The 24,834-nt window shown below is 61.1% G+C and carries 23 protein-coding genes; 9 read left to right on the top strand and 14 right to left on the bottom strand.

The annotated features are described in order from the left end of the window. Positions 1-4: 4 nt before the first annotated feature. Both BFQ01_RS02130 and pilV read right to left on the bottom strand, forming a co-directional pair. A complete protein-coding gene (locus tag BFQ01_RS02130) occupies positions 5-706 on the bottom strand; it encodes a prepilin-type N-terminal cleavage/methylation domain-containing protein (protein WP_065924076.1) in 702 nt (233 codons plus the stop codon). After that, positions 703-1,188, bottom strand: a complete 486-nt coding sequence (gene pilV / locus BFQ01_RS02125) for a type IV pilus modification protein PilV (RefSeq protein ID WP_065924075.1) — start codon at positions 1,186-1,188, stop codon at positions 703-705. The genes BFQ01_RS02130 and pilV overlap by 4 nt, the downstream gene beginning before the upstream one ends. A gap of 203 nt (positions 1,189-1,391) precedes the next feature. On the opposite strand from pilV, the gene BFQ01_RS02120 reads away from it, so the two are divergent. Further along, a complete protein-coding gene (locus BFQ01_RS02120) occupies positions 1,392-1,973 on the top strand; it encodes a GspH/FimT family pseudopilin (RefSeq protein ID WP_065924074.1) in 582 nt (193 codons plus the stop codon). Here the strand turns inward: BFQ01_RS02120 and ispH are convergent. The 6 genes from ispH to murJ form a co-directional block, all read right to left on the bottom strand. Then, on the bottom strand, positions 1,927-2,874 hold the full coding sequence (ispH, locus tag BFQ01_RS02115) for a 4-hydroxy-3-methylbut-2-enyl diphosphate reductase (RefSeq protein ID WP_027606852.1): 948 nt from the start codon (positions 2,872-2,874) through the stop codon (positions 1,927-1,929). The two genes, BFQ01_RS02120 and ispH, sit on opposite strands and share 47 nt — an antisense overlap. Positions 2,875-2,985: 111 nt before the next feature. Continuing rightward, entirely contained in the window at positions 2,986-3,423 is a 438-nt protein-coding gene (gene fkpB / locus BFQ01_RS02110) for an FKBP-type peptidyl-prolyl cis-trans isomerase (RefSeq protein ID WP_174562729.1), read from the bottom strand. Between the two features lie 7 nt (positions 3,424-3,430). After that, a complete protein-coding gene (gene lspA / locus BFQ01_RS02105) occupies positions 3,431-3,943 on the bottom strand; it encodes a signal peptidase II (protein ID WP_027606854.1) in 513 nt (170 codons plus the stop codon). Then, on the bottom strand, positions 3,936-6,767 hold the full coding sequence (gene ileS / locus BFQ01_RS02100) for an isoleucine--tRNA ligase (protein WP_065924073.1): 2,832 nt from the start codon (positions 6,765-6,767) through the stop codon (positions 3,936-3,938). The genes lspA and ileS overlap by 8 nt, the downstream gene beginning before the upstream one ends. Positions 6,768-6,781: 14 nt before the next feature. Beyond that, positions 6,782-7,720 carry a bifunctional riboflavin kinase/FAD synthetase gene (gene ribF / locus BFQ01_RS02095; protein ID WP_065924072.1) on the bottom strand — a complete coding sequence of 313 codons (939 nt, stop codon included), beginning with the start codon at positions 7,718-7,720 and terminating at the stop codon, positions 6,782-6,784. Between the two features lie 119 nt (positions 7,721-7,839). Continuing rightward, positions 7,840-9,378, bottom strand: coding sequence for a murein biosynthesis integral membrane protein MurJ (gene murJ, locus BFQ01_RS02090; RefSeq protein WP_065924071.1), 1,539 nt, complete (start codon positions 9,376-9,378; stop codon positions 7,840-7,842). Positions 9,379-9,631: 253 nt separating this feature from the next. On the opposite strand from murJ, the gene rpsT reads away from it, so the two are divergent. Next, complete coding sequence (gene rpsT / locus BFQ01_RS02085) at positions 9,632-9,910, top strand: 30S ribosomal protein S20 (RefSeq protein ID WP_003188401.1); 279 nt, start codon at positions 9,632-9,634, stop codon at positions 9,908-9,910. A gap of 204 nt (positions 9,911-10,114) precedes the next feature. Here rpsT and BFQ01_RS02080 read toward each other — a convergent pair whose 3' ends face one another. Further along, the gene (locus BFQ01_RS02080; protein WP_027606858.1) at positions 10,115-10,600 is read right to left on the bottom strand and encodes an FKBP-type peptidyl-prolyl cis-trans isomerase; all 486 of its coding nucleotides are present in this window, start codon (positions 10,598-10,600) and stop codon (positions 10,115-10,117) included. Here BFQ01_RS02080 and BFQ01_RS02075 point away from each other — a divergent pair. From BFQ01_RS02075 to BFQ01_RS02065, 3 genes are all read left to right on the top strand, one after another. After that, entirely contained in the window at positions 10,599-10,889 is a 291-nt protein-coding gene (locus tag BFQ01_RS02075; protein ID WP_065924070.1) for a DUF3565 domain-containing protein, read from the top strand. The two genes, BFQ01_RS02080 and BFQ01_RS02075, sit on opposite strands and share 2 nt — an antisense overlap. Before the next feature lie 79 nt (positions 10,890-10,968). Further along, the gene (gene pta, locus BFQ01_RS02070; protein WP_065924069.1) at positions 10,969-13,068 is read left to right on the top strand and encodes a phosphate acetyltransferase; all 2,100 of its coding nucleotides are present in this window, start codon (positions 10,969-10,971) and stop codon (positions 13,066-13,068) included. Next, positions 13,069-13,968: an acyltransferase gene (locus BFQ01_RS02065; RefSeq protein ID WP_065924068.1), complete on the top strand. Its 900-nt coding sequence runs from the start codon at positions 13,069-13,071 to the stop codon at positions 13,966-13,968. It abuts the gene before it with no gap. A 184-nt stretch (positions 13,969-14,152) separates the two neighbouring features. Here the strand turns inward: BFQ01_RS02065 and cysN are convergent, their stop codons facing one another. The 3 genes from cysN to BFQ01_RS02050 all read right to left on the bottom strand — a co-directional run bounded on the left by cysN (position 14,153) and on the right by BFQ01_RS02050 (position 17,873). Beyond that, complete coding sequence (gene cysN, locus BFQ01_RS02060; RefSeq protein WP_065924067.1) at positions 14,153-16,051, bottom strand: sulfate adenylyltransferase subunit CysN; 1,899 nt, start codon at positions 16,049-16,051, stop codon at positions 14,153-14,155. 9 nt (positions 16,052-16,060) lie between these two features. Next, entirely contained in the window at positions 16,061-16,978 is a 918-nt protein-coding gene (cysD, locus tag BFQ01_RS02055) for a sulfate adenylyltransferase subunit CysD (protein ID WP_017137614.1), read from the bottom strand. Positions 16,979-17,114: 136 nt separating this feature from the next. After that, on the bottom strand, positions 17,115-17,873 hold the full coding sequence (locus BFQ01_RS02050) for a Nif3-like dinuclear metal center hexameric protein (RefSeq protein ID WP_065924066.1): 759 nt from the start codon (positions 17,871-17,873) through the stop codon (positions 17,115-17,117). Between the two features lie 102 nt (positions 17,874-17,975). On the opposite strand from BFQ01_RS02050, the gene algW reads away from it, so the two are divergent. Continuing rightward, positions 17,976-19,130 carry a Do family serine endopeptidase AlgW gene (gene algW / locus BFQ01_RS02045; protein ID WP_065924065.1) on the top strand — a complete coding sequence of 385 codons (1,155 nt, stop codon included), beginning with the start codon at positions 17,976-17,978 and terminating at the stop codon, positions 19,128-19,130. A gap of 112 nt (positions 19,131-19,242) precedes the next feature. Beyond that, positions 19,243-21,339, top strand: coding sequence for a TonB-dependent siderophore receptor (locus BFQ01_RS02040; protein WP_065924064.1), 2,097 nt, complete (start codon positions 19,243-19,245; stop codon positions 21,337-21,339). 118 nt (positions 21,340-21,457) lie between these two features. On the opposite strand, the gene hemH is transcribed toward BFQ01_RS02040, so the two are convergent. Together hemH and BFQ01_RS02030 are read right to left on the bottom strand one after the other, a co-directional pair. Further along, on the bottom strand, positions 21,458-22,483 hold the full coding sequence (hemH, locus tag BFQ01_RS02035) for a ferrochelatase (RefSeq protein ID WP_065924063.1): 1,026 nt from the start codon (positions 22,481-22,483) through the stop codon (positions 21,458-21,460). Between the two features lie 15 nt (positions 22,484-22,498). Further along, positions 22,499-23,398: a TIGR01777 family oxidoreductase gene (locus BFQ01_RS02030; protein ID WP_065924062.1), complete on the bottom strand. Its 900-nt coding sequence runs from the start codon at positions 23,396-23,398 to the stop codon at positions 22,499-22,501. Between the two features lie 212 nt (positions 23,399-23,610). On the opposite strand from BFQ01_RS02030, the gene BFQ01_RS02025 reads away from it, so the two are divergent. Next, on the top strand, positions 23,611-24,597 hold the full coding sequence (locus BFQ01_RS02025) for an NAD(P)/FAD-dependent oxidoreductase (protein WP_065924061.1): 987 nt from the start codon (positions 23,611-23,613) through the stop codon (positions 24,595-24,597). Next, positions 24,594-24,809: a TIGR02450 family Trp-rich protein gene (locus tag BFQ01_RS02020; protein WP_065924060.1), complete on the top strand. Its 216-nt coding sequence runs from the start codon at positions 24,594-24,596 to the stop codon at positions 24,807-24,809. The genes BFQ01_RS02025 and BFQ01_RS02020 overlap by 4 nt, the downstream gene beginning before the upstream one ends. The last annotated feature ends 25 nt before the right edge of the window (positions 24,810-24,834 follow it).

Below are 24,834 nucleotides of genomic sequence, written 5' to 3'. Positions count from 1 at the left end.
CGCCCTAGCCCAAGCGGTTTCGCAGCGCCGCCACGACGCTGTAGGTTTGATCTTTTACCCGCCCCGTCGGGTCTTGCAACGTCATGCGGATGCGCACACTGCGGATCAAGGACTCATCGGTCGGGATAGCGTCATAACGCACAACCCGAACGGATACCGGGCTGGCAGCCACGCCGAAACTGACATCGAAAGCCCGTACGTTATCCACCAACACAGCCCTGGCCGGCGACGCAAGCGTGCTGACCTTCAACTGGCCCGCCTCGAAGGTGTAGGTCAGTTGCCGAATCGCAAATCGAATCTGCCCGGGAGCAGGTGCAGGTGAGCTGCCTGAATAGGCTTGGGCGCCAGCAGTGCAGTCGGAGAGCACCGTCCAGTCAGGCCTGCCGCCGCCGACATCGGCAGTGACCAGCGTCAGCGACTTTGAACTGCCCCCGGCATTCCAGCTGACCGGCCTTTCAAAGGCTGGCGGGGCATTCTCGATAAAGGCCGGGGCCAAACAGCCAAACATACCCGCCTGGCGAATATCCCGGATCATCTTGCCCAGCACAAACCGCGCATCATCCTGCAGCAACATGGCTGCCTGCTGGCTGGCGTGGGTCGCTCGGGAATTGATCAGCACCTGGCTCCCGCCAAGCACCAGCACCAAACCGACGGCCAGGGCCAGCAACAATTCCACCAGGCTGAAACCTCTAACCCGATGCCTCATTGCATCACCCCCGGCTCATTATCGATGCGACTGGTCAGGGTGAAGGTTTCCCGCGCGCCAGGCGTGTTTGCACCCCGGCTGTCATCCCAACTGATACTGACAGTCACTTCATCTGCACTGACCGCCACAGAGCCTTTGCCGCTCTCCCCGGCAAAACCGCGAATATTGGCTTCAAAATCATGCAGGTCCACGTCACGCACGCTGGTGGTCACGGTACTGGCCGGCGCTCGAGCGCCACGACGCAACGAGTAGTCGGCACCGGAATTGGCACGGATTCGGTCGAGCATATCGTAGGCGATGAAACTGGCCTGGCTGGTCATCCTCGAACTGTCGGTGTACTTGAGGGCGTTGAGCTGGAGCATCACTGCACCTAACAGCCCGACGGCGAGAATCAGCACCGCCACCAGCACTTCAATCAATGTCATGCCGATTTGGTACCGAGGAAAAGTCGGGAAGAAACAGGTTTTCAGGCAGGCAGGCATTACCGTCGTCATCCGTGTCGAGGGCCGAAAAAAGCAGGAAAACCCTGCTGTGAGACCCAAGACTAGCGTCGGTTTTTCGCCGGCGCCGGTTACGGAACAAAGGGAAATACTTTGGACATAAAGGCCATCATTCGACACTCCGAGCCGGACGCTATACCTATGTTTCAACCCTGTATGTACACACGCCCACGGAGGGACGGCCTATGGAGCAACGAGGTTTCACCCTGATCGAACTGCTGCTCGGACTGATCGTGAGCGGCATCCTGGCGCATCTGGCTACGCCCAGTTTCACCGGCCTGCTGGAATCACAGCAGCGACAAAGCGCGGCGCAATCACTGACAAACGGATTTCGCTTCGCACGCACTGAAGCCATCACGCGTAACCGCGCGGTGGTCATCCACGCACTGGATGATGACTGGAGCCGGGGTTGGCGGGTCGTGCTGGATGTAAGCGGGCGTGGCCATCTGGACGACGACAACCCGGTGTTACTGGAGCGCCAGGGCAGCGGACGGGTGCCGATCGTCGGGAATGGACCGGTCAAAAGCCAGGTACGCTTCAGCGGATTGGGCGAGCCGGTATTTGCTGGGGGAGGTTTTCGTGCCGGCACTGTACATATATGCGCCACGGACTCGGTACAGAGCCTGTACCAGGTGGTGCTGGCGCCCAGTGGGCGCATCAGCCTGCGCAGCGATAGAGCCGAACAGGCGTTGTGCCGAAGTTACTCCGGCACCCTGGCATTCAGAGGAGGGAGCGAACCCGCAGCTCCTTGGGCATGGAGAAAGTGATGTTCTCTTCACGACCGGCCAACTCATCGGCGCCCGTAGCCCCCCAGGCATGCAACTGCTGGATGACGCCGCGCACCAGGACTTCCGGGGCCGAAGCGCCAGCCGTGATGCCAATACGCTCGACACCATCGAACCAGCTGCGCTGCATATCTTCAGCACCGTCGATCAGGTACGCCGGTGTCGCCATGCGTTCGGCCAATTCGCGCAGGCGGTTGGAATTGGAGCTGTTAGGGCTGCCGACCACCAGCACTACATCGCATTCATCGGCCAACTGTTTGACTGCATCCTGGCGGTTTTGGGTGGCGTAGCAGATGTCGTCCTTGCGTGGCCCACCAATGGCCGGGAAGCGGCTGCGCAGCGCGTCGATGACGCGGCTGGTGTCGTCCATGGACAAGGTGGTCTGGGTCACGAACGCCAAACGCTCCGGGTTGTGAACCTGCAAGCTGGCGACGTCTTTTTCGTCTTCCACAAGGTAGATGGCGCCACCATTGCTGCCGTCGTATTGGCCCATGGTGCCTTCGACTTCCGGGTGACCGGCATGGCCAATCAGGATGCATTCGCGACCATCACGGCTGTAGCGCGCGACTTCGATATGTACCTTGGTGACCAGCGGACAGGTGGCGTCGAATACTTTCAGGCCACGGCCAGCCGCTTCGGTACGTACGGCCTGGGAAACACCGTGGGCGCTGAAGATAACAATAACGTCGTCCGGCACCTGCTCCAGTTCTTCGACAAAGATGGCGCCACGTGCGCGCAGGTCTTCGACCACGAACTTGTTATGGACGACCTCATGGCGCACATAGATCGGCGGCCCGAAGACTTCCAGGGCGCGGTTGACGATTTCGATCGCCCGGTCCACGCCGGCGCAGAAGCCACGGGGGTTGGCGAGTTTGATTTGCATGCTGTGCCTCGTGTCTGGCGCTTGGGCCAGAGTTGATGCTACTGAACTGACAATGGCGACCAAAGGCGGGAGTGGGCTTGCCCCCTCCCACATTTTAGATCGGGGCGTTGATCAAAGAGCTTTAACGTCGATGATTTCAACGTCGAACGTCAAGGTTTTACCGGCCAACGGGTGGTTGAAGTCGATGGTTACCTGCGCGTCATCGAAGGCTTTGACCACACCGGGCAGTTCGGTATTCGCCGCATCATTGAAGATCACCAGCAGGCCTTCCGACAGGTCCATGTCCTGGAACTGCGAACGCGGGATGATCTGCACGTTTTGCGGGTTGGGCTGGCCAAAGGCGTTTTCCGGCAGGATCTGCAGGGTGCGCTTGTCGCCAGCCTTGAAACCGAACAGTGCCGCTTCAAAACCCGGCAGCAAGTTGCCGTCGCCGACCTTGAAGGTCGCCGGGGCTTTGTCGAACGTGCTGTCGACCGTGTCGCCATTCTCCAGGCGCAGTGCGAAATGCAAGGTGACCTCCGTGTTCTGGCCGATGCGTTGCTCAGCCAATACCTGATCAGTCATTGACGGTCTCTCCGGTTTTCTTACTTTTGAACATGTCCAGCGCCAGCATGATTGCACCGACGGTGATGGCGCTGTCGGCAAAATTGAACGCCGGGAAGTAATGGCGGTTCTGCCAATGCACCAGGATAAAGTCGATCACATGGCCCAGGGCAATACGGTCGTACAGGTTGCCCAGGGCGCCGCCCAGCACCAGGGCCAAGGCGATGGCCAGCCAGGTGTCATCGCGGCCCAGGCGCTTGAGCCAGACCACTAGCACCGCACTGACCACCACGGCGATCAGGGCGAACAGCCAGCGCTGCCAGCCGCCGCCGTCAGCCAGGAAGCTGAAGGCGGCGCCGGTGTTGTAGGCCAGGGTCCAGCTGAAGTAATCCGGGATCACCACGATTTGCTGGAACATTTCCAGGGAGCCCTCGAAATGAGCCTTGCTGACCTGGTCAATGACCAGGACCAGCACGCTCAGTACGAGCCAGCCCAGGCGTCCGAAACGACTGGCTGCATTAGGCATAGTGGCGAACCTCGCCTTCACCCGAGATGTTGTCGACGCAACGACCGCAGATTTCCGGATGCTCAGGGTTCACCCCGACGTCTTCACGGCAGTGCCAGCAACGGGCGCACTTAGGGAAGGCCGACTTGACCACCTTGAGCTTGAGGCCCGGCACTTCGGTGGCTACGGCATCCGCCGGTGCCTGGGCAAACGGTGCCAGGCTCGCAGTGGAAGTGATCAACACGAAGCGCAGCTCATTGCTCAGCTTGGTCAGGTCGGCAGTCAGGCCTTCCTCGGCAAACAGGGTGACTTCGGCCTGGAGGTTGCCACCGACGGCCTTGGCCGCACGCTGAACCTCCAGCTCCTTGTTCACCGCAACCTTGACGGCCATTACGCCTTCCCAGTACTCGCGGCCCAGTTCGAAGTCGGCCGGCAGTTCGGTCAAGCCTTCGTACCAGGTATTGAGCATGACGGACTCGTTACGCTCGCCCGGCAGGTATTCCCACAGCTCATCTGCGGTGAAGGCCAGGATCGGTGCGATCCAGCGCACCAGCGCTTCGGAGATGTGGTACAGCGCGGTCTGCGCCGAACGGCGGGCCTTGCTGTTGGCACCGGTGGTGTACTGGCGGTCCTTGATGATGTCGAGGTAGAAACCACCCAACTCCTGCACACAGAAGTTGTGGATCTTCGAGTACACGTTCCAGAAGCGGTATTCGCCGTAGTGCTCCTGCAACTCGCGCTGCAGCAACAGGGTACGGTCCACGGCCCAACGGTCCAGGGCGAGCATGTCCTCGGCCGGCAGGATGTCGGTGGCCGGGTTGAAACCGGTCAGGTTCGACAGCAGGAAGCGCGCGGTATTACGGATACGGCGGTAGGCATCGGCGCTACGGGCCAGGATCTGGTCCGACACGGCGATCTCGCCGGAGTAATCGGTCGACGCCACCCACAGGCGCATGATGTCGGCGCCCAAGGTGTCGTTGATCTTTTTCGGCTCGATCACGTTCTTCAGCGACTTGGACATCTTGCGGCCCGTCTCGTCGACGGTGAACCCGTGGGTCAGCAGCTCGCGATACGGGGCGTGGTTGTCGATGGCGCAACCGGTCAGCAGCGACGAGTGGAACCAGCCCCGGTGTTGGTCGGAGCCTTCCAGGTACAGGTCGGCACGCGGGCCGGTTTCGTGGCCCATTGGGTGCGAGCCGCGCAGCACGTGCCAGTGGGTGGTACCGGAGTCGAACCATACGTCGAGGGTGTCGCTGATCTTGTCGTACAGCGGCGCTTCGTCACCCAGCAACTCGGCGGCGTCCAGCTTGAACCAGGCTTCAATGCCTTCCTGTTCGACACGCTGGGCCACCACTTCCATCAGTTCGACGGTGCGTGGGTGCAGCTCACCGCTTTCCTTGTTGAGGAAGAACGGGATCGGCACACCCCAGTTGCGTTGACGGGAGATGCACCAGTCCGGACGGTTGGCGATCATCGAATGCAGGCGCGCCTGGCCCCAGGCCGGGACGAACTTGGTGTCTTCGATAGCCTTGAGCGAGCGCACACGCAGGGTGTCGCCGCTGGCCGGTTCTTTGTCCATGCCGATAAACCATTGCGCGGTGGCGCGGTAGATCAGCGGGGTCTTGTGGCGCCAGCAGTGCATGTAGCTGTGCTTGATGGTGTCGGTTTGCATCAGCGCACCGACTTCACGCAGCTTGTCGATGATCGGCTGGTCGGCCTTGAAGATGAACTGGCCGCCGAAGAACTCCAGCGACGGCACATAAACACCGTTGCTTTGCACCGGGTTGATGATCTCATCGTTGACCATGCCGTACTTCTTGCAGATCACGAAGTCGTCCACGCCATAGGCCGGCGAGCAGTGAACCACACCTGTACCCGAACCCAACTCGACGTAGTCAGCCAGGTACACCGGCGACAGACGGTCATAGAATGGATGACGGAAGTTGATCAGCTCCAGCGCGGAACCGGTAGTGGTGGCAATTACCGAACCTTGCAGCTCGTAGCGAGCCAGGCACGCTTCGACCATTTCCTCGGCCAGCACCAGCAGGCGATCACCGACGTCCACCAGGGCGTAGGTGAATTCCGGGTGCACGTTCAGCGCCTGGTTGGCGGGAATGGTCCACGGGGTGGTGGTCCAGATCACGATGGCAGCCGGTTTGCTCAGGCTTGCCAGGCCAAAGGCCTCGGCCAGCTTGGCGTCGTCGGCGATCGGGAAGGCCACGTCGATGGTCGAGGACTTCTTGTCTTCGTATTCGACTTCCGCTTCAGCCAGGGCCGAGCCGCAATCGAAGCACCAGTTCACGGGCTTGAGGCCCTTGAACACGAAACCGCCCTTGACGATTTCGGCCAAGGCACGGATTTCACCGGCCTCGTTCTTGAAGTTCATGGTTTTGTACGGGTTGTCCCACTCGCCCAGCACACCCAGGCGGATGAACTCGGACTTCTGCCCTTCGATCTGCTCGGCAGCGTAGGCACGGCACAGTTCGCGGGTTTTATCCGCGCCCAGGTTCTTGCCGTAGGTCACTTCGACCTTGTGTTCGATCGGCAGGCCGTGGCAGTCCCAACCTGGGACATAAGGCGCGTCGAAACCCGCCAGGGTTTTCGAGCGCAGGATCATGTCCTTGAGAATTTTGTTCAGCGCATGACCGATGTGAATCGTGCCGTTGGCATAAGGAGGGCCGTCGTGCAGGACGAATTTCGGACGATCCTTGCCAATTTCGCGCAACTTTCCGTACAGGCCAATACTGTCCCAGCGCTGCAGGATCTGCGGTTCGCGCTGTGGCAGGCCGGCCTTCATTGGGAAGGCGGTGTCCGGAAGGTTTAGCGTGGCTTTATAGTCGGTCATTTAAGGCTCTTCGGTTAGCGATGGGCGCTAGGTGCGGCTAGTGCACGGGCGGCGGCGACATCCGCATTGATCGCCGTTTTCAACGCCTCAAGCGAGGCGAAACGCTGCTCTTCACGCAGCTTCTGGTGGAAAACCACCGTCAAACGCCGGTCATACAGATCACCGGCAAAATCCAACAGATGAACTTCCAGGTGGGCCTTGCCATCACCTGCAACCGTGGGCCTGACGCCTATGTTGGCGACTCCCGGCCACGATTGGCCGTCGATGTCGACGCTCACCAGGTAAACCCCGGTCAGCGGCACACGGCGGCGCTTGAGTTGCACGTTGGCGGTTGGCGTGCCCAGTTGGCGCGCCAGCTTCTGGCCGTGCAGTACCCGCCCGGCAATGCGGAACGGGCGACCGAGCAAACGCTCGGCCAAGGCGAAGTCGGCAGCGGCCAGGGCGTTACGCACCTGGGTGCTGCTCACGCGCAGGCCGTCCAGTTCGACGGTTTGCGCGGCTTCGACGGTAAAGCCCTGGGTGATACCGGCGTGTTGCAGGAACTCGAAATCCCCGACCCGGTCGCAGCCAAAACGGAAGTCGTCGCCGACCTCCAAATGCTGTACGCCCAGGCCATCTACCAGTATGCGGTCGACGAACTCGGCAGCGCTGAGACTTTGCAAACGCTGGTTGAAAGCCAGGCAGAGGACGCGGTCCACGCCTTCTTCGGCCAGCAGTTGCAGCTTGTCCCGCAGACGGGCCAGACGTGCCGGTGCCGTTTCCGGGGTGAAATATTCCCGCGGCTGCGGCTCGAAAATCACCACGCAGCTGGGTACGCCCAACTCGACCGCACGCTCGCGCAGCCGGGCCAGGATAGCCTGGTGGCCACGGTGAACACCGTCAAAGTTGCCAATAGTGGCGACGCAGCCCCGATGCTCAGGGCGCAGGTTGTGGAGACCTCGAACCAGCTGCATAACGCGCTTCTTGCTCATAAAGTGGTCGATTATAACCACACCCGGCCCCGGACGACAGGCAACAGCGCAGGGCAAATGGAACGAATCGATAAAACAACCGTTTTATCGCGGCAAACTCTCTAGCTCAACGACTTGCGATTGAAATCCCGCAGGCGGAAGCCTTGCAGCAGCAACATCCCGAAGTACACCACCACGCCGGCCACGACCAGCACGCCCAGGCGCATGAAGCGCTCCAGCATATGCCCCTCATCCCAGGCCGGCATGAAGTGCATCAGGCCGAGCAATACCGCCGACATCATCGCAACCGCCACCAGCAACTTGAGGGCGAACATGCCCCAGCCAGGCTGAGGCTGGAACATCTGTTGTTTGCGCAGCTGATAAAACAGCAGGCCGGCATTGATGCACGCACCGGCACTGATGGCCAGGGCCAGGCCGGCGTGGGCCAGCGGACCAATAAACACCAGGTTGAGCAGTTGCGTGACGATCAGGGTGAAGATCGCGATCTTTACCGGCGTGCGGATGTTCTGCTGGGCATAGAAGCCAGGCGCCAGCACCTTGATCACGATGATGCCGAGCAGGCCGACGGAATAAGCCACCAGCGCATGCTGGGTCATCAACGCGTCATGGGCATCGAATTGCCCGTATTGGAACAGCGACACTGTCAGCGGCTCGGCCAGGATCCCCAACGCCAGTGCGCACGGCAGCACCAGCACGAAACACAGGCGCAGCCCCCAATCGAGGATGCGCGAGTATTCCTGGCGATCCTTGCTGGCATAGGTGCGTGCCAGCGTCGGCAGCAAAATGGTGCCGAGGGCTACGCCCAGCACGCCAGACGGCAGTTCCATGAGGCGGTCGGCGTAATACATCCATGACACCGAGCCGGATACCAGCAGCGAGGCGAACGCGGTGTTGATGATCAGGGAAATCTGGCTCACCGACACCCCAAGGATCGCCGGCAACATATTGCGCATCACGCGCCAGACGCCGGTGTCCTTGAGGTTCAGGCGCGGCAATACGAGCATGCCGATCTTTTTCAGGTGCGGCAGTTGGTAGAGCAACTGCGCCAGGCCACCGGCCAGCACGGCCCAGCCAAGGGCCATGACCGGCGGATCGAAGTAAGGTGTCAGGAACAGCGCAAAAATAATCATGCTGACGTTAAGCAGCGTCGGCACGAACGCCGGGACCGAGAAACGGTTCCAGGTGTTGAGGATCGCACCGGCCAGGGATGACAGTGAGATCAGCAATATATAAGGAAAGGTCACCCGCAACAGGCCAGTGGTCAGCGCGAATTTTTCCGGCGTATTGGCAAAACCCGGCGCCGTGGCCCAGATCACCCAGGGCGCGGCGAGCATGCCGACGATGGTCACCAGCATCAACACCAGGGTGAGCAGGCCCGAGACATAGGCAATGAAGGTACGGGTCGCCTCCTCCCCCTGCTGGGCCTTGTACTCGGCCAGAATCGGCACGAACGCCTGGGAAAACGCGCCCTCGGCAAAGATCCGCCGCAGCAGGTTGGGCAGTTTGAACGCAATAAAGAACGCATCCGTGGCCATGCTGGCGCCAAAAATACGCGCCAGCAGGGTGTCACGCACGAACCCCAAAACCCGGGAGATCATCGTGATAGAGCTGACGGCGGCCAACGATTTGAGCAGATTCATTGAAAGAGTTTGCGCCTATAGATAAAGAGCAGGCGAACTAAGCGCCTACTTATGCGATACTGCGCGCCTGCAACAGCACAGCGCCAAAGCTCGCGAGTTTACAGGTCAAGCGCCGGAAATAAATCACCCGCCTCTTCAGATCGACCACTCAGCAGTTCGCATCAGCCGGCCTTGACAACACATCAAGTCATCGGCATGATTCGCGGCCTATTTTGTTTGCTATTTCCTAAAAAGTCTTTCGAGGAGCTCGACGGTGGCCAACACACCTTCCGCCAAAAAACGTGCAAAACAGGCTGAGAAGCGTCGCAGCCACAACGCCAGCCTGCGTTCCATGGTTCGTACCTACATCAAGAATGTAGTTAAAGCCATCGACACCAAAGACGCTGAAAAAGCTCAAGCAGCTTACGTTCTGGCTGTGCCAGTCATCGACCGTATGGCCGATAAAGGCATCATCCACAAGAACAAGGCCGCTCGTCATAAGAGCCGCCTGAATGGCCACATCAAGGCTCTGAGCGTTCCTGCTGCTGCCTAAGTGGTAACAACTGCCACGCAGCCCAGGTTGCGAAACAGTTAAGAAATGCCCCGTACCGAAAGGTCTGGGGCATTTTTGTTTGTGCCTGAAAATACACCACGATCAAAATGTGGCGGGGGGATCCGGTAGAGATTTTCAAGCGCACAAAAAACGCCCCGAACCAGTCGGGGCGTTTTTTTTGCTACCACTTGATCAAAACATCAATCAATGGTGATGACCGCCTTCACCATGGACGTGACCGTGGGCCACTTCTTCCTGGGAAGCGTCGCGGATGGCAACGATCTTCACTTGGAAGTTCAGGCGCTGGCCAGCCAGAGGGTGGTTGCCGTCGACGGTGACGTCGTCGCCGTCCAGATCACGAATGGTGACGATCTGCATTTGACCGTCCGGCGCGGAGGCGTGGAACTGCATGCCCACTTCCAACTCATCAACACCTTCGAACATGCTGCGGCTCAGGGTGCTGACCAGTTCGGCGGAGTATTCGCCGTAGGCATCTTCAGGTTCTACGGCAACGGTCAGCTCATCACCAACGCTCTTGCCTTCCAGAGCCTTTTCCAGGCCTGGGATGATGTTACCTGCGCCTTGCAGGTAGACCAGCGGCGCGCCGCCGGCTGAGCTGTCGATGACCTCACCAGCGTCGTTGGTCAGGGTATAGTCGATGGAGACAGCCTTGTTAGCGGCGATCGTCATGGGGCGAGACCTTTTGCATAAGAATGAAGAACGGACAAGTCTAAACAAGGATTTGCCCGAAAGCGAACAGAACCCGGACGGACGGGGCCGATCAACGGCATCCTTGATCATCGGCTTCCACCAGGACGAGGAGGGTCACTGGGTTGCCGAGCTGTCCTGCGGCCACACCCAGCACCTGCGCCACCAGCCGCCATGGCAGTCTCGCGCCTGGGTACTCGACGCCACACAGCGCCTGGGAAAAATAGGCCAGCCCTTTGCCTGCGGCTGGTGTGCGCAAGCGCCCGAATAACGATAACCTTGGCGCCTGATTCCCGGTAGGCACTCAACCATAGGGCGCCACCGAAGCCATGCACCTCCAGAGAATTCGCATGCAGACTTTTTTTATCGCGCCCACCGATTTTGGTGTGGGTCTGACCTCCATCAGCCTTGGGCTGGTGCGTACCCTTGAGCGAGCCGGCCTGAAAGTCGGTTTTTTCAAGCCGATTGCCCAGCCACATCCCGGCGATACCGGCCCCGAACGCTCCACCGAGCTGGTGGCTCGCACCCATGGCCTCAAGCCGCCACAACCGCTAGGCCTGGCTCACGTGGAACGCATGCTCGGCGACGGCCAGCTCGACGAGCTGCTCGAAGAAATCATCACCCTTTATCAGCAGGCCGCCGTGGGCAAGGACGTGCTGATCGTCGAAGGTATGGTACCGACCCGCAGCGCCAGCTATGCGGCCCGGGTCAACCTGCACCTGGCCAAGAGCCTGGATGCGGAAGTGATCCTGGTCTCGGCCCCGGAAAACGAAGTGCTCACCGAACTCTCCGGCCGCGTGGAACTGCAGGCCCAGTTGTTCGGCGGCCCGAAAGACCCGAAAGTGCTCGGCGTGATCCTGAACAAGGTGCGCACCGACGAAAGCATGGAAGCCTTCTCGGCGCGCCTCAAGGAGCATTCGCCCTTGCTGCGCAGCGGTGATTTCCGCCTGCTCGGCTGCATTCCTTACCAGCCGGAACTCAACGCGCCGCGCACCCGCGACGTGGCCGACCTGATGGGCGCGCAGATCCTCAACGCCGGCGACTACGAAACCCGGCGCATGACCAAGATCATCATCTGCGCCCGCACCATGCGTAACACCGTGGAGCTGCTCAAGCCCGGCGTGCTGGTGGTGACCCCCGGCGACCGTGACGACATCATCCTCGCCGTCAGCCTGGCCGCGATCAACGGTGTGCCCCTGGCCGGCCTGCTGCTGACCAGCGACACCCTGCCCGACCCGCGCATCATGGATCTGTGCCGCGGCGCGTTCCAGGCTGGGCTGCCGGTTTTGTCGGTGAGTACCGGTTCCTACGAGACCGCCAACCTGCTCAACAACCTCAACAAGGAAATCCCCATCGATGACCGCGAGCGCGCGGAGATCATCACCGACTTCGTCGCCAGCCACCTCGATGCGCGCTGGCTGCACCAGCGCTGCGGCACGCCACGGGAGATGCGCCTGTCGCCGGCGGTGTTCCGCTACCAGTTGATCCAGCGCGCCCAGGCGGCCAACAAACGCATTGTGCTGCCCGAGGGCAGCGAGCCGCTGACCGTGCAAGCCGCCGCTATCTGCCAGGCAAGGGGCATCGCGCGCTGCGTGCTGCTGGCCAAGCCGGCTGACGTAGAAGCGGTCGCGCGCGCCCAGGGCATCGAATTGCCCGAAGGCCTGGAGATTCTCGACCCGGACCTGATTCGCCAGCGCTACGTGGAGCCCATGGTTGCCCTGCGCAAGAGCAAGAGCCTGAATGCACCGATGGCCGAGCAGCAACTGGAAGACACCGTGGTGATCGCCACCATGATGCTCGCACTGGATGAAGTGGACGGCTTGGTTTCCGGGGTTATCCACTCCACCGCCAACACCATTCGCCCGGCCCTGCAGTTGATCAAGACCGCACCGGGCTGCACCCTGGTGTCGTCGGTGTTCTTCATGCTGTTCCCCGAGCAGGTGCTGGTCTACGGCGACTGCGTGATGAACCCGCACCCCAGTGCCGCCGAGCTGGCGGAAATCGCCCTGCAAAGCGCCGACTCGGCCGCCGCCTTCGGCATCACCCCGCGTGTGGCGATGATCAGCTACTCCAGCGGCGACTCGGCCAGCGGTGAGGAAGTGGAGAAAGTCCGCGAAGCCACCCTGCTCGCCCATGAACAGCAAAGCTCACTGCTGATCGACGGCCCGCTGCAATACGACGCCGCCGCCAACGAAACCGTCGCCCGCCAACTGGCCCCCGACAGCCTGGTCGCCGGCAAAGCCACCGTGTTCGTGTTCCCGGACCTGAACACCGGCAACACCACGCACAAGGCCGTGCAACGCAGTGCCGATTGCGTCAGCCTCGGGCCGATGCTCCAGGGCCTGCGCAAACCGGTCAACGACCTGCCACGCGGCGCCCAGGTCGACGACATCGTGTACACCATCGCGCTGACTGCGATCCAAGCCGCCAACCGACCTATGGATATCTAAATGCTGGATTTTCTACCTGCCGCCGTACGCGGGGTGATCGCTTCGCTGCTGTTGGCGCTGAATACGATCCTGCTGTGTTCGTTCCTGTTTATCGTGGCGCTGTTCAAGGCGTTGCCCTTCGCCAAGCGCTTCAGCGAATGGCTGATGAACCACACCCATGAAGCCTGGGTCACCAACAACAAGGGCTGGATGAACCTGGTGCGCCATACCCGTTGGCACCTTAAAGGCCTTGAAGGCCTGGACTACCAGCACTCGTACCTGGTGACCAGCAATCACCAGAGCTGGGTCGACATCATGGTCCTGCAATACGTGCTCAATCGTCGGATTCGCCCGCTGAAATTCTTCCTCAAGCAGGAGTTGATCTGGGTGCCGGTGATTGGCCTGGCGTGGTGGGCACTGGGTTTTCCCTTCATGAAGCGCTACACCAAGGCCTACCTGGAAAAACACCCGGAGAAGAAAGGCAAGGACCTGGAAACCACTCGCAAGACCTGTGCGAAGTTTCGCGACAACCCCGTGGGTATTTTCAACTTTGCCGAAGGCACGCGTTTTACACCGGGCAAGCATGCGCAGCAGAAGTCGCCGTTTCGCTACCTGCTCAAGCCCAAGGCGGGTGGTATCGCGTTTGTGCTGGATGCCATGGGGGAACAGCTGAAATCACTGGTCAATGTGACCATTCACTACCCTGGCGGACGTCCTGGGTATTGGGACCTGCTGTGCGGGAAGGTGCAGGACGTGGTGGTGCAGTTTGAAGAGGTGCAGATTCCGGCAGAGTTTATCGGCAGGAATTATGAGCAGGATGGGGAGTATCGACTGGCGTTCCAGGGGTGGATCAACCAGCTGTGGGAAACCAAGGATGCGTTGCTGGATCAGCTTCACACCGAATTCCCAAGCAAGCGATGATCAACCTGTGGGAGGGGGCTTGCCCAAATGCCAGTCAGTTAAGGCTTTTTGTAGGAGGCGATGTAAGCTTAACTGACTGGCATTAGGGCTTGCCCCCTCCCACATTTGACCGCGCCCGGTCTTGAAGATGTGAAAAAGCCCGCCACCGATCACTCGGTGGCGGGCTTTTTTGTGGCCGCGAGGCTTAGATCGCGCCGCGCTGGCGCAACAGCTCCAGCACTTGCTTGACGCTGTCTTCCAGTGACAGGGCCTGGGTGTCGATTACCAGGTCGGCATTCAACGGCACGTCGTACGGGAAGGATTCGCCAGGGATGTTATCCCCACCCGCCGCGTACAAGCCCTGCGGATCACGCTCGGCACACACCTGCGGCGACGCCTGCACGTACACGGTCAGCAGGCGGTCGCTGCCAATCAGCGCCTTGGCCTGTTCACGGCCTTCGGCATCCGGGGCGACGAATGCGGCCAGGGTCAGCAGGCCGGCTTCGTTGAACTGACGCGCCACGTGAGCGGCACGACGCCAGTTTTCGGTACGTCCGGCACGGTCCTGGGGCAAGCCCTTGTTCAGGTCGTGGCGCAGGTTCTGGCCATCCAGCACGAACACCGCACGGCCCATGTCGAACAGCTTGCGCTCGACCGCATAGGCCAAGGTGCTCTTGCCCGCGCCTGACAGGCCGCTGAACAACACGGTAGCTGGTTGCTGGCCGAAACGCTGGGCGCGCTCCTCGGTGGCGACATGGGCCAACTTGCCGTGATGCGCCGCACTGCCGTGGGTGACCGGCGGTGCGATGATCATGCCGGCGCCCACGGTGCCGTTGGTCAGGCGGTCGATGACGATAAACGCACCGGTGGTGCGGTTGCTGTCATAGCCATCCAACGCGATGGCGGCGTCGAGGCTGACCTTGACCCGGCCGATCTCGTTCAACTGCAGCGAACTCGCCGGGCCTTCGGCCAGGGTGTTCACGTCCACACGGTGCACGATGCTGGTGATGGAACCCGGCACGTAGCTGGTGGCGCGCTTGATGTCGTATTTCTTGCCCGGCAGCATCGGCTCTTCGGCCATCCACACCAGCATGGCGTCGAAGGCGTCGGTCACTTGCGGCACGTTGTCGGCATGCACCAGCAGGTCGCCACGGGAGATGTCGATCTCGTCTTCCATGGTCAGGGTCACGGCCTGGCCTGGGCCGGCGTGCTCCAGCTCACCTTCGAAGGTGACGATGGATTTGACGCGGCTGCTCTTGCCTGACGGCAGCACCACGACTTCGTCGCCCTTATGCACGATGCCGCTGGCCAGGGTGCCGGCAAACCCACGGAAGTTCAGGTTCGGACGGTTGACGTACTGCACCGGGAAACGCAGGTCGGTGTAGTTGCGGTCGTTGGCGATCTCGACAGTCTCGAGGATCTCCATCAGCGACTGGCCGGTGTACCAGGGCGAGTGCTCGCTCTTGTTCACCACGTTGTCGCCCTTGAGTGCCGACATCGGCACGAATGCCATGGTGCTCGGCTTGAAGGCGATGCCCTCGGCGAACTTCAGGTAATCGGCCTTGATCGACTCGAACACACTTTGGTCAAAGCCATTGATGTCCATCTTGTTGACGGCGATCACGATGTGCTTGATGCCCAGCAACGAGGCGATATAGCTGTGGCGACGGGTCTGGGTCTGCACGCCGTAGCGCGCGTCGATCAGGATGATCGCCAGGTCACAGGTGGATGCACCGGTGGCCATGTTGCGGGTGTACTGCTCATGGCCGGGGGTGTCGGCGATGATGAATTTGCGCTTGGCGGTGGAAAAGTAGCGGTAGGCGACATCGATGGTGATGCCCTGCTCACGCTCGGCCTGCAGGCCGTCGACCAGCAACGCCAGGTCGATGTCGTCACCGGTGGTGCCGGACTTTTTCGAGTCACGGGTGATGGCTTCCAGGTGATCTTCGTAGATCATCTTGGAGTCGTGCAGCAGGCGCCCGATCAGGGTGCTCTTGCCGTCGTCGACGTTGCCACAGGTCAGGAAGCGCAACATTTCCTTGCGCTCGTGCTGGCCCAGGTAGGCGAGGATGTCCTCGCTGATCAAATCAGATTGATGCGACATGACAGCCCCTTAGAAATAGCCTTGACGTTTTTTATCTTCCATCGAGCCGGCACCATCGTGGTCGATGACACGGCCCTGGCGCTCGGAAGTTCGCGTCAGGAGCATTTCCTGAATGATGTCCGTCAGCGTCTCGGCTTCGGACTCCACCGCGCCCGTCAACGGGTAGCAGCCAAGGGTACGGAAACGTACTTTCTTTTTGACGATTCGGGCTTTGTCTTCGTCGGACAAGTGCTCGAGGATGCGGTCGTCGTCGATCATGATCAACGTGCCGTTCTTCTCGATGACATCGCGTTCGGCGGCGAAGTACAGCGGCACGATCGGGATGCCTTCCAGGTAGATGTACTGCCAGATGTCCAGCTCGGTCCAGTTGGACAGCGGGAACACACGGATCGACTCACCCTTGTTGACGTTGCCGTTGTAGACGTTCCACAGCTCCGGGCGCTGGTTCTTCGGGTCCCAGCGGTGCTTGCTGTCGCGGAACGAGTACACGCGCTCTTTGGCACGGGATTTCTCTTCATCGCGACGGGCACCGCCGAAGGCGGCGTCGAAACCATGCTTGTCCAAGGCCTGCTTGAGACCTTCGGTCTTCATGATGTCGGTGTGCTTGGCGCTGCCGTGGGTGAACGGGTTGATGCCCTGCGCCACGCCATCCGGGTTGACGTGGGTGATCAGGTCCAGGCCCAGCTCCTCGACCATTTTGTCGCGGAACTTGTACATCTCCTGGAATTTCCAGCGGGTGTCGACGTGCATCACCGGGAACGGCAGCTTGCCCGGGAAGAAGGCCTTGCGCGCCAGGTGCAGCATCACGGCGGAGTCTTTACCGATCGAGTAGAGCATCACCGGGTTGTCGAACTCGGCGGCGACCTCGCGGATGATGTGGATGCTTTCCGCCTCCAGCTGTTTCAGATGCGTCAGTTTGTCGACCATGGTTACTCACGGAAAAACGATCTTATGGACGGCCAGCGGGCCGTGTTCGAGCGGGGCATGCTAGCACAGCACCTTCTTCTATTCAGGGCACCAGCTAGATCGAAACGGTATATCAATATGCCCCAAGGTTTGGCAGTCAAATCGGGTTGGGGCAATCGATGAACAGATGCTCCAAGGCAAAGCGCCGCGCCAGGTAATCGCCCAGCGCCTGTACACCGTAACGCTCAGTGGCGTGGTGTCCGGCGGCGATAAAGCTGATGTCGTTTTCGCGCGCGCTGTGAAAGGTTTGCTCGGAAGCTTCGCCGCTCAGGAACAGGTCGACGCCCGCGGCGATGGCGTTGTCGATGTAACCCTGGCCACCGCCGGTGCACCAGCCGATGCGGCGGATCATCTGGCTGCCTTCGATCAGCAGCGGCTCGCGGCCCATCACATCCTGCACACGCCGGGCGAAGTCGCGGGGCGACAGCGGTTCGGCGAGCGAGCCGACCAGGCCGACGATCCTGGGGTTGCTCGGGTCCAGTGGGACTTCGACGGTGATGTCCAACTGGCGGGCGAGTTGCACGTTATTGCCAACGTCGGGGTGCAGGTCCAGCGGCAGGTGGTAGGCCAGCAGGCTGATGTCGTGTTTGAGCAGGGTTTTCAGGCGGCGTTGCTTCATGCCGGTGATACAGGGGTTTTCGCCTTTCCAGAAATAACCGTGGTGCACCAGGATCAAATCGGCCTGGGCTTCGACGGCCGCGTCCAGCAAAGCCTGGCTCGCCGTGACGCCGCTGACGATGCGCATCACTTGCGGCCGCCCCTCGACCTGCAGGCCATTGGGGCAGTAATCGGCAATTTTTGCGCTGCCAAGGTAGCGGTCCGCTTCCTCGACGAGGGTGGTAAGGGGGACGGCCATAAAAGACTCCTAAATATCCCGTTCCGAGGCGCTCGCAGCCTCGTATAATGCGCGACATTATGGGCGCTCTCCCGCCCCCTGCAACCTGTCAGGACTTACTTGATGCTCAAGGCACTGCGTTTTTTTGGATGGCCATTGCTGGCTGGCGTGCTGATCGCGATGCTGATTATTCAGCGTTATCCCCAGTGGGTGGGCTTGCCCAGCCTTGATGTGAACCTGCAACAGGCACCGCAAACCAGTGCGGTAGTGCAAGGCCCGGTGACTTATGCAGATGCGGTAGTCATTGCGGCCCCTGCCGTGGTCAACCTGTACACCACCAAGGTCATCAACAAGCCGGCCCATCCGCTGTTTGAAGACCCGCAGTTCCGCCGCTACTTCGGTGACAACGGGCCCAAACAGCGCCGCATGGAGTCCAGCCTGGGTTCGGGGGTGATCATGAGCCCCGAAGGCTACATCCTCACCAATAACCATGTGACCACCGGCGCCGACCAGATTGTGGTGGCCCTGCGTGACGGCCGCGAAACCCTGGCCCGTGTGGTGGGCAGCGACCCGGAAACCGACCTCGCGGTCCTGAAGATCGATTTGAAAAACCTGCCGGCCATCACCCTAGGCCGCTCCGATGGGCTGCGGGTGGGTGATGTGGCACTGGCCATCGGCAACCCGTTCGGGGTGGGCCAGACGGTGACCATGGGCATCATCAGCGCCACCGGGCGTAACCAACTGGGGCTTAACAGCTACGAAGATTTCATCCAGACCGACGCGGCGATCAACCCGGGCAACTCCGGCGGCGCACTGGTGGATGCCAATGGCAACCTGACCGGCATCAACACGGCGATTTTCTCCAAGTCCGGCGGTTCCCAGGGCATCGGCTTTGCGATCCCGGTAAAGCTGGCGATGGAAGTGATGAAGTCGATCATCGAGCACGGCCAGGTAATTCGCGGCTGGCTGGGGATTGAAGTACAGCCGTTGACCAAGGAACTGGCCGAGTCGTTTGGCCTGACCGGGCGCCCTGGCATCGTGGTCGCCGGGATTTTCCGCGATGGCCCGGCGCAGAAAGCCGGCCTGCAGCTGGGGGATGTGATCCTCAGCATCAACGGCGAACCGGCCGGTGATGGGCGCAAGTCGATGAACCAGGTGGCTCGGATCAAGCCGACCGACAAGGTGGCGATCCAGGTGATGCGCAACGGTAAAGAGATCAAGCTGCTGGCGGAGATCGGCTTGCGTCCACCCCCTGCCCCGGTCAAGGAAGAGGAATAAATCACCTCGCCAGGTACCCGTTCGCGGGTACCTGTAAGCTCATATTTCAAAACGAATCCATTCTCATCAGTCATGTTATATTGTTTCAATATCGCTATTGGAACGCTCTATCATGCCGTCTCGAACGTTTGCCCCCCTGGCTGGCCTGGCCTTGGGTTTGCTGCTGGATCCCGCCTTTGCCGAAGACAACAGCGTTGAGCTGGAGACCATCAGCGTCACCACCGACGCCTATGAATCCGCCACCGGCCCGGTCAAAGGCTACCGTGCCACCCGCTCTGCCAGCGCGACTAAAACCGACACTGCCCTGCGCGACATCCCCCAGTCCATCAGCGTGATTCCTGCCTCGGTACTTACGGACCTGGGCAGCACCAACGTGGAACGCGCCCTGGAGTTTGCCGGCGGGGTGTCCAAGCAGAACAACTTTGGCGGCCTCACGCTCTACGAATACAGCGTGCGCGGCTTCACCACGTCGGAGTTCTACCAGGATGGTTTCAGCGCCAACCGCGGCTACCCGAGCACGCCGGACGCGGCCAATATCGAGCGCATCGAAGTGCTCAAGGGCCCGGCCGCCAGCCTGTATGGCCGTGGTGATCCCGGCGGCACGGTGAATATCGTCACCAAAAAACCTCAGCCTGAAGCCTTCACCACCCTGCAAACCAGCGCCGGCAGTTGGGACCGCTATCGCACCGCCGTCGACGTCAATACGCCGCTGGACAGCGAGGGCAACCTGCTGTCGCGGGTCAACCTGGCGGTGGAAGACAACAACAGCTTCCGCGATCACGTCGAGAGCAAGCGTGTATTTGTCGCGCCCTCATTCAGCTGGCAGCTGGCCCCGGACACGTCCCTGCTGGTGGAGAGCGAATTCGTACGCCACAGCTCCACCTTCGACCGTGGCATCGTCGATGCCCCAGGCGTATCGCGCTCCACCTTCCTCGGCGAACCCAACGACGGCGATATCGACAACCACAACAACCGCATCCAGGCGACCCTCGAGCATCATCTCAACGACGCCTGGAAACTGCGCCTGGCCAGCCATTACAAACAAGGCAGCCTGTGGGGCGACGCCTCGGAAAACCGCGCACTGAACACCGACGGCCATACCCTTAACCGCCGTTACCGCGAACGCTCCACGGGCTGGCACGACAGCATCACCCAGCTGGAACTGCGCGGCCTGTTCGACCTTGGCAGTTGGCAGCACGAATTGCTGGTCGGCACCGAATACGAGGACTACCGCAAGAAGGAGCGCGTCACCGCCATAGCCGGCAGCCCCTACGCCATCGACCTCTACAACCCGGTCTACGGCCAGCCCAAACCCAATGGCGCGCGCTCCGGCACCGACTTCTTCGAACAGACCAAAAGCCAGGCGCTGAACCTGCAAGACCAGATCATCTTCACCGACCGCCTGCGCGGTATGGTCGGCGCGCGCTTCGAGCATTTCGAACAAAGCACCGACGACTTTACCCGCAACCACGCCAAGAGTCGGCAAACCCACGACGCACTTACCCAGCGCGCCGGCCTGCTGTATCAACTGACGCCAGAGGTCGGCGTATTCGCCAACGCTTCCACCTCGTTCAAGCCCAACAGCGGCCTGGACGCCAGCGGTAAGACCTTCAAGCCCGAAGAAGGCGTGGGCTATGAGGTGGGGATCAAGAGCGAGCTGTTCGACGACCGCCTCAGCGCCACCCTCGCCGCCTTCCATATCGAAAAGGAAAACGTGCTGGCCCTGGACCCGGCCACCAATACCAACCGCGCCATGGGCAAGGCACGCAGCCAGGGCTTCGACCTGCAACTGACAGGACAACTGACCGATGCGGTACGCGTGATCGGCGCCTTTGCCTACATAGATGCCGAAGTGACCAAGGGTGATAAAGCCATTCCTGCGGGCAGCCGCATCCTCGGCGTAGCCAAGCGCAGCGGCAGCCTGTTGGGGGTGTATGAATTCCAGGACGGCGCGCTGCGCGGTTCAGACCTGGGCGCGGCGTTCACCTATGTAGGGGATCGCTCGGGTGAAGCCGGCAGCCGCTTTGAACTGCCCGCCTACCACACCGTCGATTTGCTGGCCCATTACAAGGCCACGCAGAACGTCACCGTGGGCCTGAACCTCAACAACTTGTTCGATGAAAAGTACTACGAGCGGTCCTACAGCAATTACTGGGTCAATCCCGGCGAGCCGCGCAATCTCACCGTCAGCCTGACCCTCAACCTCTAACCCCCCCCTTGTAGGAGCGAGCTTGCTCGCGAAGCACCTGAGAGCGCCGCGTTACCCCAGAGGCGCTGCGTTATCGTTAACGACCTTCGCGAGCAAGAACTAGGCGTCCCCCTCGCTCCTACAGTGACAGCGGTGCTCTTTCGCAGAGCGTATTGAGCGCCGCCGCCCACTGCGGATCGTCATTCAAACACGGCACCAGCACCAACTCCTCACCGCCCGCCTCGCGGAATTGCTCCCGACCACGATCACCGATCTCTTCCAGGGTCTCGATGCAGTCGGCAACAAACGCGGGGCACATCACCAGCAGCTTTTTCACCCCTTGACGGGCCAGCGCTTCCAGGCGTGCCTCGGTGTAGGGTTCGATCCACTTCGCACGGCCCAGGCGCGACTGGAACGCCACTGACCATTTGTCGTCAGGCAAGCCCAGGCGCGCGGCGAAGTCGCGGGCAACGCTGAAGCATTGTGCGCGGTAGCAGGTCGCGAGCACCTCAGGCGAGGCGTTCTTGCAGCAGTCCGCATCCTTGAAACAATGCTGGCCGGTCGGGTCGAGCTTTTTCAGATGGCGCTCGGGCAAGCCGTGGAAGCTCAGCAGCAAGTGGTCGTAATGCGCGTCTATATAAGGTCGGGCGCTGGCGGCCAACGCGTCGAGGTATTCCGCCTGATCGTAGAATGGCTGCAGGATCGAGAACTGTACGTTGAGCTTTTTCTCGCGCACTACCCGCTTGGCTTCTTCAATCACCGTGGTCACGGTGCTGTCGGCAAACTGCGGGTACAGAGGCGCCAGAGTCACTTTCTGAATACCTTGGGCGGCCAACCGCGTGAGCGTCGTTTCCAGGGAAGGCTCGCCATAACGCATCGCCAACTCCACGGGCCCCTGGGTCCACTGCGCGGTCATCTGCTGCTGCAGGCGACGGCTGAGCACCACCAGCGGCGAACCCTCGTCCCACCAGATCGAGGCGTAGGCATGGGCCGATTGCTCGGGGCGCTTGATCAGGATCAGCGATACCAGCAAGCGCCGCACCGGCCAAGGCAGGTCGATGACATAAGGGTCCATCAGGAACTGATTGAGGTAGCTGCGCACATCGGCCACCGAAGTGGAGGCCGGTGAACCCAAGTTGACCAGTAACAACGCGTGATCCGTCATGCAACATCCTATCTCTTAGAGGCGGCTGGACAAGTCATCCAAAGCCGCATGCAACTCAGTGAACTGGAAAATGAAACCGGCGGCCATCAAGCGTTCGGGGATCGCCTTCTGCCCGCCCAGCAACAGCCCCGATAACTCGCCCAAACCCACCTTCAATGCAAAGGCCGGCATCGGCATGAACGCCGGGCGGTGCAGCGCCTGGCCTAATGTCTTGGCGAACTCGCGGTTACGCACTGGGTGCGGCGCGCAGGCATTATAAGGACCGCTGGCGTCATCCTTGTGCAGAAGAAAATCAATCAGGGCGATTTGATCCTTGATATGAACCCACGGCATCCACTGCCGCCCGTTGCCGATAGGCCCGCCCAGCCCGAGTTTGAACGGCAGCAACAGGCGCGACAAAAAGCCGCCCTCGGCCGCCAGTACCAGGCCGGTGCGCACCAGCACCACGCGGATGCCCATCGCTTCGGCACGTTGGGCGGTTTCTTCCCAGGCGATGCAGAGTTGGCTGGGGAAATCGTCCTGTACCGGGCCGCTGGCCTCGGTCAGTTCGCGCTCGCCACCGTCGCCGTACCAGCCCACCGCCGAACCGGAAACCAGCACCGCCGGTTTCTGCGCCTGGCTTTCGAGCCAGGCCAGCAGGGTTTCGGTCAAGCCGATGCGGCTGCTCCAGAGCAGCGCCTTGCGTTTGTGGGTCCAGGGACGGTCAGCAATCGGCGCACCCGCCAGGTTGACCACCGCGTCCACCGCGCCAATCACCTCCTCCAGACGAGCCACCCCGAGCACCGTTGCACCGCATAACCGGGCGACGTCTTCAGGATGGCGGCTCCACACCGTCAGGCGATGACCTTGGGCAATCCAGTGTTGGCAGAGTTGGCGACCGATCAGGCCGGTACCGCCGGTCAGCAAAATATGCATGGGACGCTCCTCATGTAACGTTCGCCGCCGATCACTAGTCTATTTTATAAGCAGGGATCAATTTGTAATCGAGCGTGACTTTTGTTTAAGCCTCATGGTTAACCATAGGTCACGCCAAGCGATCAGGTACGCCAAAACTTATACCAAAAAATAATATTGTACAGCTATTGGTGTCGGCGTAGCCTGTACCCAACGGTAAAACGAGGCCTCCCATGACTGTCCCCATCGCGATCATCGGCACCGGCATCGCCGGTCTCTGCGCCGCCCGAGCGTTACAAGACGCCGGGCACGTTGTACAACTCTTCGATAAAAGCCGCGGCAGCGGCGGCCGCATGTCCAGCAAGCGCAGCGACGCCGGCGCACTGGACATGGGTGCCCAATACTTCACCGCCCGCGACCGACGCTTCGTCAACGAAGTGCAGCGCTGGCAAAGCAACGGCTGGGCCGAGCAATGGAAGCCCCAGCTGTACAATTTCAAGTCCGGCCAACTCACCCCCTCCCCCGATGAACAGATCCGCTGGGTCGGCACGCCGCGCATGAGCGCCATCACCCGCGCCCTGCTTGACGACCTGCCGGTGGAGTTCGGCTGCCGGATCACCGAGGTGTTCCAAGGCAAGCAACACTGGAACCTGCTGGATGCCGACGGCGAAAACCACGGCCCGTTCAGCCATGTGATCATCGCCACGCCCGCCCCCCAGGCCACGGCCCTGTTGGCGGCAGCGCCCAAATTGGCGAGTGCCGCCGCCGGCGTGAAGATGGACCCGTCCTGGGCCATTGCCCTGGCCTTCGACAAGCCCCTGGATACCCCCATGGAAGGCTGCTTCGTGCAAGACAGCCCGCTGGACTGGCTGGCGCGCAACCGCAGCAAGCCCGGGCGCGATACGACCCTCGACACCTGGGTGCTGCACGCCACCAGCACCTGGAGCAAGGCCCACCTGGACCTGTCCAAGGAAGCGGTGATCGAACACCTGCACGGTGCCTTCGCCGAATTGCTGCACAGCGCCATGCCCCCACCGTCCTTCAGCCTGGCCCACCGCTGGCTCTACGCACGACCGTCAGGCGCCCATGAGTTCGGGGTGCTGGCCGACGCCGACCTGGGCCTGTACGTGTGTGGCGACTGGTGCCTCTCGGGGCGCGTGGAAGGGGCATGGCTCAGTGGCCAGGAAGCCGCGCGACGATTGATCGAGCACCTGCAATGAACCGCATCAACCCGGCCAAATTGCTGCTGTCGAAGTGGACGGCAGCCCGGCCCCGCAACAAGGAAAAACACTTCCTGGTCACCGAACTGTTTCGTGACGAGGACGGCACAGTGCTGGAAATCGAGTTGCAAGCCGTGATGACCCTGCGCGCTGAGCGCCTGGCCTGGCAAACCCTGCAAAATGCCGAGGCTTGGCAAATCGGCTGGAAATAGCCTCCGCGCAAATACTTGTACAAAA

Source organism: Pseudomonas sp. 8 R 14, from assembly GCF_900005955.1.
GTDB lineage: Bacteria > Pseudomonadota > Gammaproteobacteria > Pseudomonadales > Pseudomonadaceae > Aquipseudomonas > Aquipseudomonas marginalis.
The sequence above is the reverse complement of the archived record's forward strand: the minus strand, read 5'-3'. Positions and strand labels throughout refer to the sequence as shown.

What these genes read in the sequence shown, in the direction of transcription:
- BFQ01_RS02130 (WP_065924076.1), bottom strand. Translation starts at nt 706, where the DNA reads ATGAGGCATCGGGTTAGAGGTTTCAGCCTGGTGGAATTGTTGCTGGCC.
- pilV (WP_065924075.1), bottom strand. Translation starts at nt 1,188, where the DNA reads ATGCCTGCCTGCCTGAAAACCTGTTTCTTCCCGACTTTTCCTCGGTAC.
- BFQ01_RS02120 (WP_065924074.1), top strand. Translation starts at nt 1,392, where the DNA reads ATGGAGCAACGAGGTTTCACCCTGATCGAACTGCTGCTCGGACTGATC.
- ispH (WP_027606852.1), bottom strand. Translation starts at nt 2,874, where the DNA reads ATGCAAATCAAACTCGCCAACCCCCGTGGCTTCTGCGCCGGCGTGGAC.
- lspA (WP_027606854.1), bottom strand. Translation starts at nt 3,943, where the DNA reads ATGCCTAATGCAGCCAGTCGTTTCGGACGCCTGGGCTGGCTCGTACTG.
- ileS (WP_065924073.1), bottom strand. Translation starts at nt 6,767, where the DNA reads ATGACCGACTATAAAGCCACGCTAAACCTTCCGGACACCGCCTTCCCA.
- ribF (WP_065924072.1), bottom strand. Translation starts at nt 7,720, where the DNA reads ATGCAGCTGGTTCGAGGTCTCCACAACCTGCGCCCTGAGCATCGGGGC.
- murJ (WP_065924071.1), bottom strand. Translation starts at nt 9,378, where the DNA reads ATGAATCTGCTCAAATCGTTGGCCGCCGTCAGCTCTATCACGATGATC.
- BFQ01_RS02075 (WP_065924070.1), top strand. Translation starts at nt 10,599, where the DNA reads ATGGGGCGAGACCTTTTGCATAAGAATGAAGAACGGACAAGTCTAAAC.
- BFQ01_RS02080 (WP_027606858.1), bottom strand. Translation starts at nt 10,600, where the DNA reads ATGACGATCGCCGCTAACAAGGCTGTCTCCATCGACTATACCCTGACC.
- pta (WP_065924069.1), top strand. Translation starts at nt 10,969, where the DNA reads ATGCAGACTTTTTTTATCGCGCCCACCGATTTTGGTGTGGGTCTGACC.
- BFQ01_RS02065 (WP_065924068.1), top strand. Translation starts at nt 13,069, where the DNA reads ATGCTGGATTTTCTACCTGCCGCCGTACGCGGGGTGATCGCTTCGCTG.
- cysN (WP_065924067.1), bottom strand. Translation starts at nt 16,051, where the DNA reads ATGTCGCATCAATCTGATTTGATCAGCGAGGACATCCTCGCCTACCTG.
- cysD (WP_017137614.1), bottom strand. Translation starts at nt 16,978, where the DNA reads ATGGTCGACAAACTGACGCATCTGAAACAGCTGGAGGCGGAAAGCATC.
- BFQ01_RS02050 (WP_065924066.1), bottom strand. Translation starts at nt 17,873, where the DNA reads ATGGCCGTCCCCCTTACCACCCTCGTCGAGGAAGCGGACCGCTACCTT.
- algW (WP_065924065.1), top strand. Translation starts at nt 17,976, where the DNA reads ATGCTCAAGGCACTGCGTTTTTTTGGATGGCCATTGCTGGCTGGCGTG.
- BFQ01_RS02040 (WP_065924064.1), top strand. Translation starts at nt 19,243, where the DNA reads ATGCCGTCTCGAACGTTTGCCCCCCTGGCTGGCCTGGCCTTGGGTTTG.
- hemH (WP_065924063.1), bottom strand. Translation starts at nt 22,483, where the DNA reads ATGACGGATCACGCGTTGTTACTGGTCAACTTGGGTTCACCGGCCTCC.
- BFQ01_RS02030 (WP_065924062.1), bottom strand. Translation starts at nt 23,398, where the DNA reads ATGCATATTTTGCTGACCGGCGGTACCGGCCTGATCGGTCGCCAACTC.
- BFQ01_RS02025 (WP_065924061.1), top strand. Translation starts at nt 23,611, where the DNA reads ATGACTGTCCCCATCGCGATCATCGGCACCGGCATCGCCGGTCTCTGC.
- BFQ01_RS02020 (WP_065924060.1), top strand. Translation starts at nt 24,594, where the DNA reads ATGAACCGCATCAACCCGGCCAAATTGCTGCTGTCGAAGTGGACGGCA.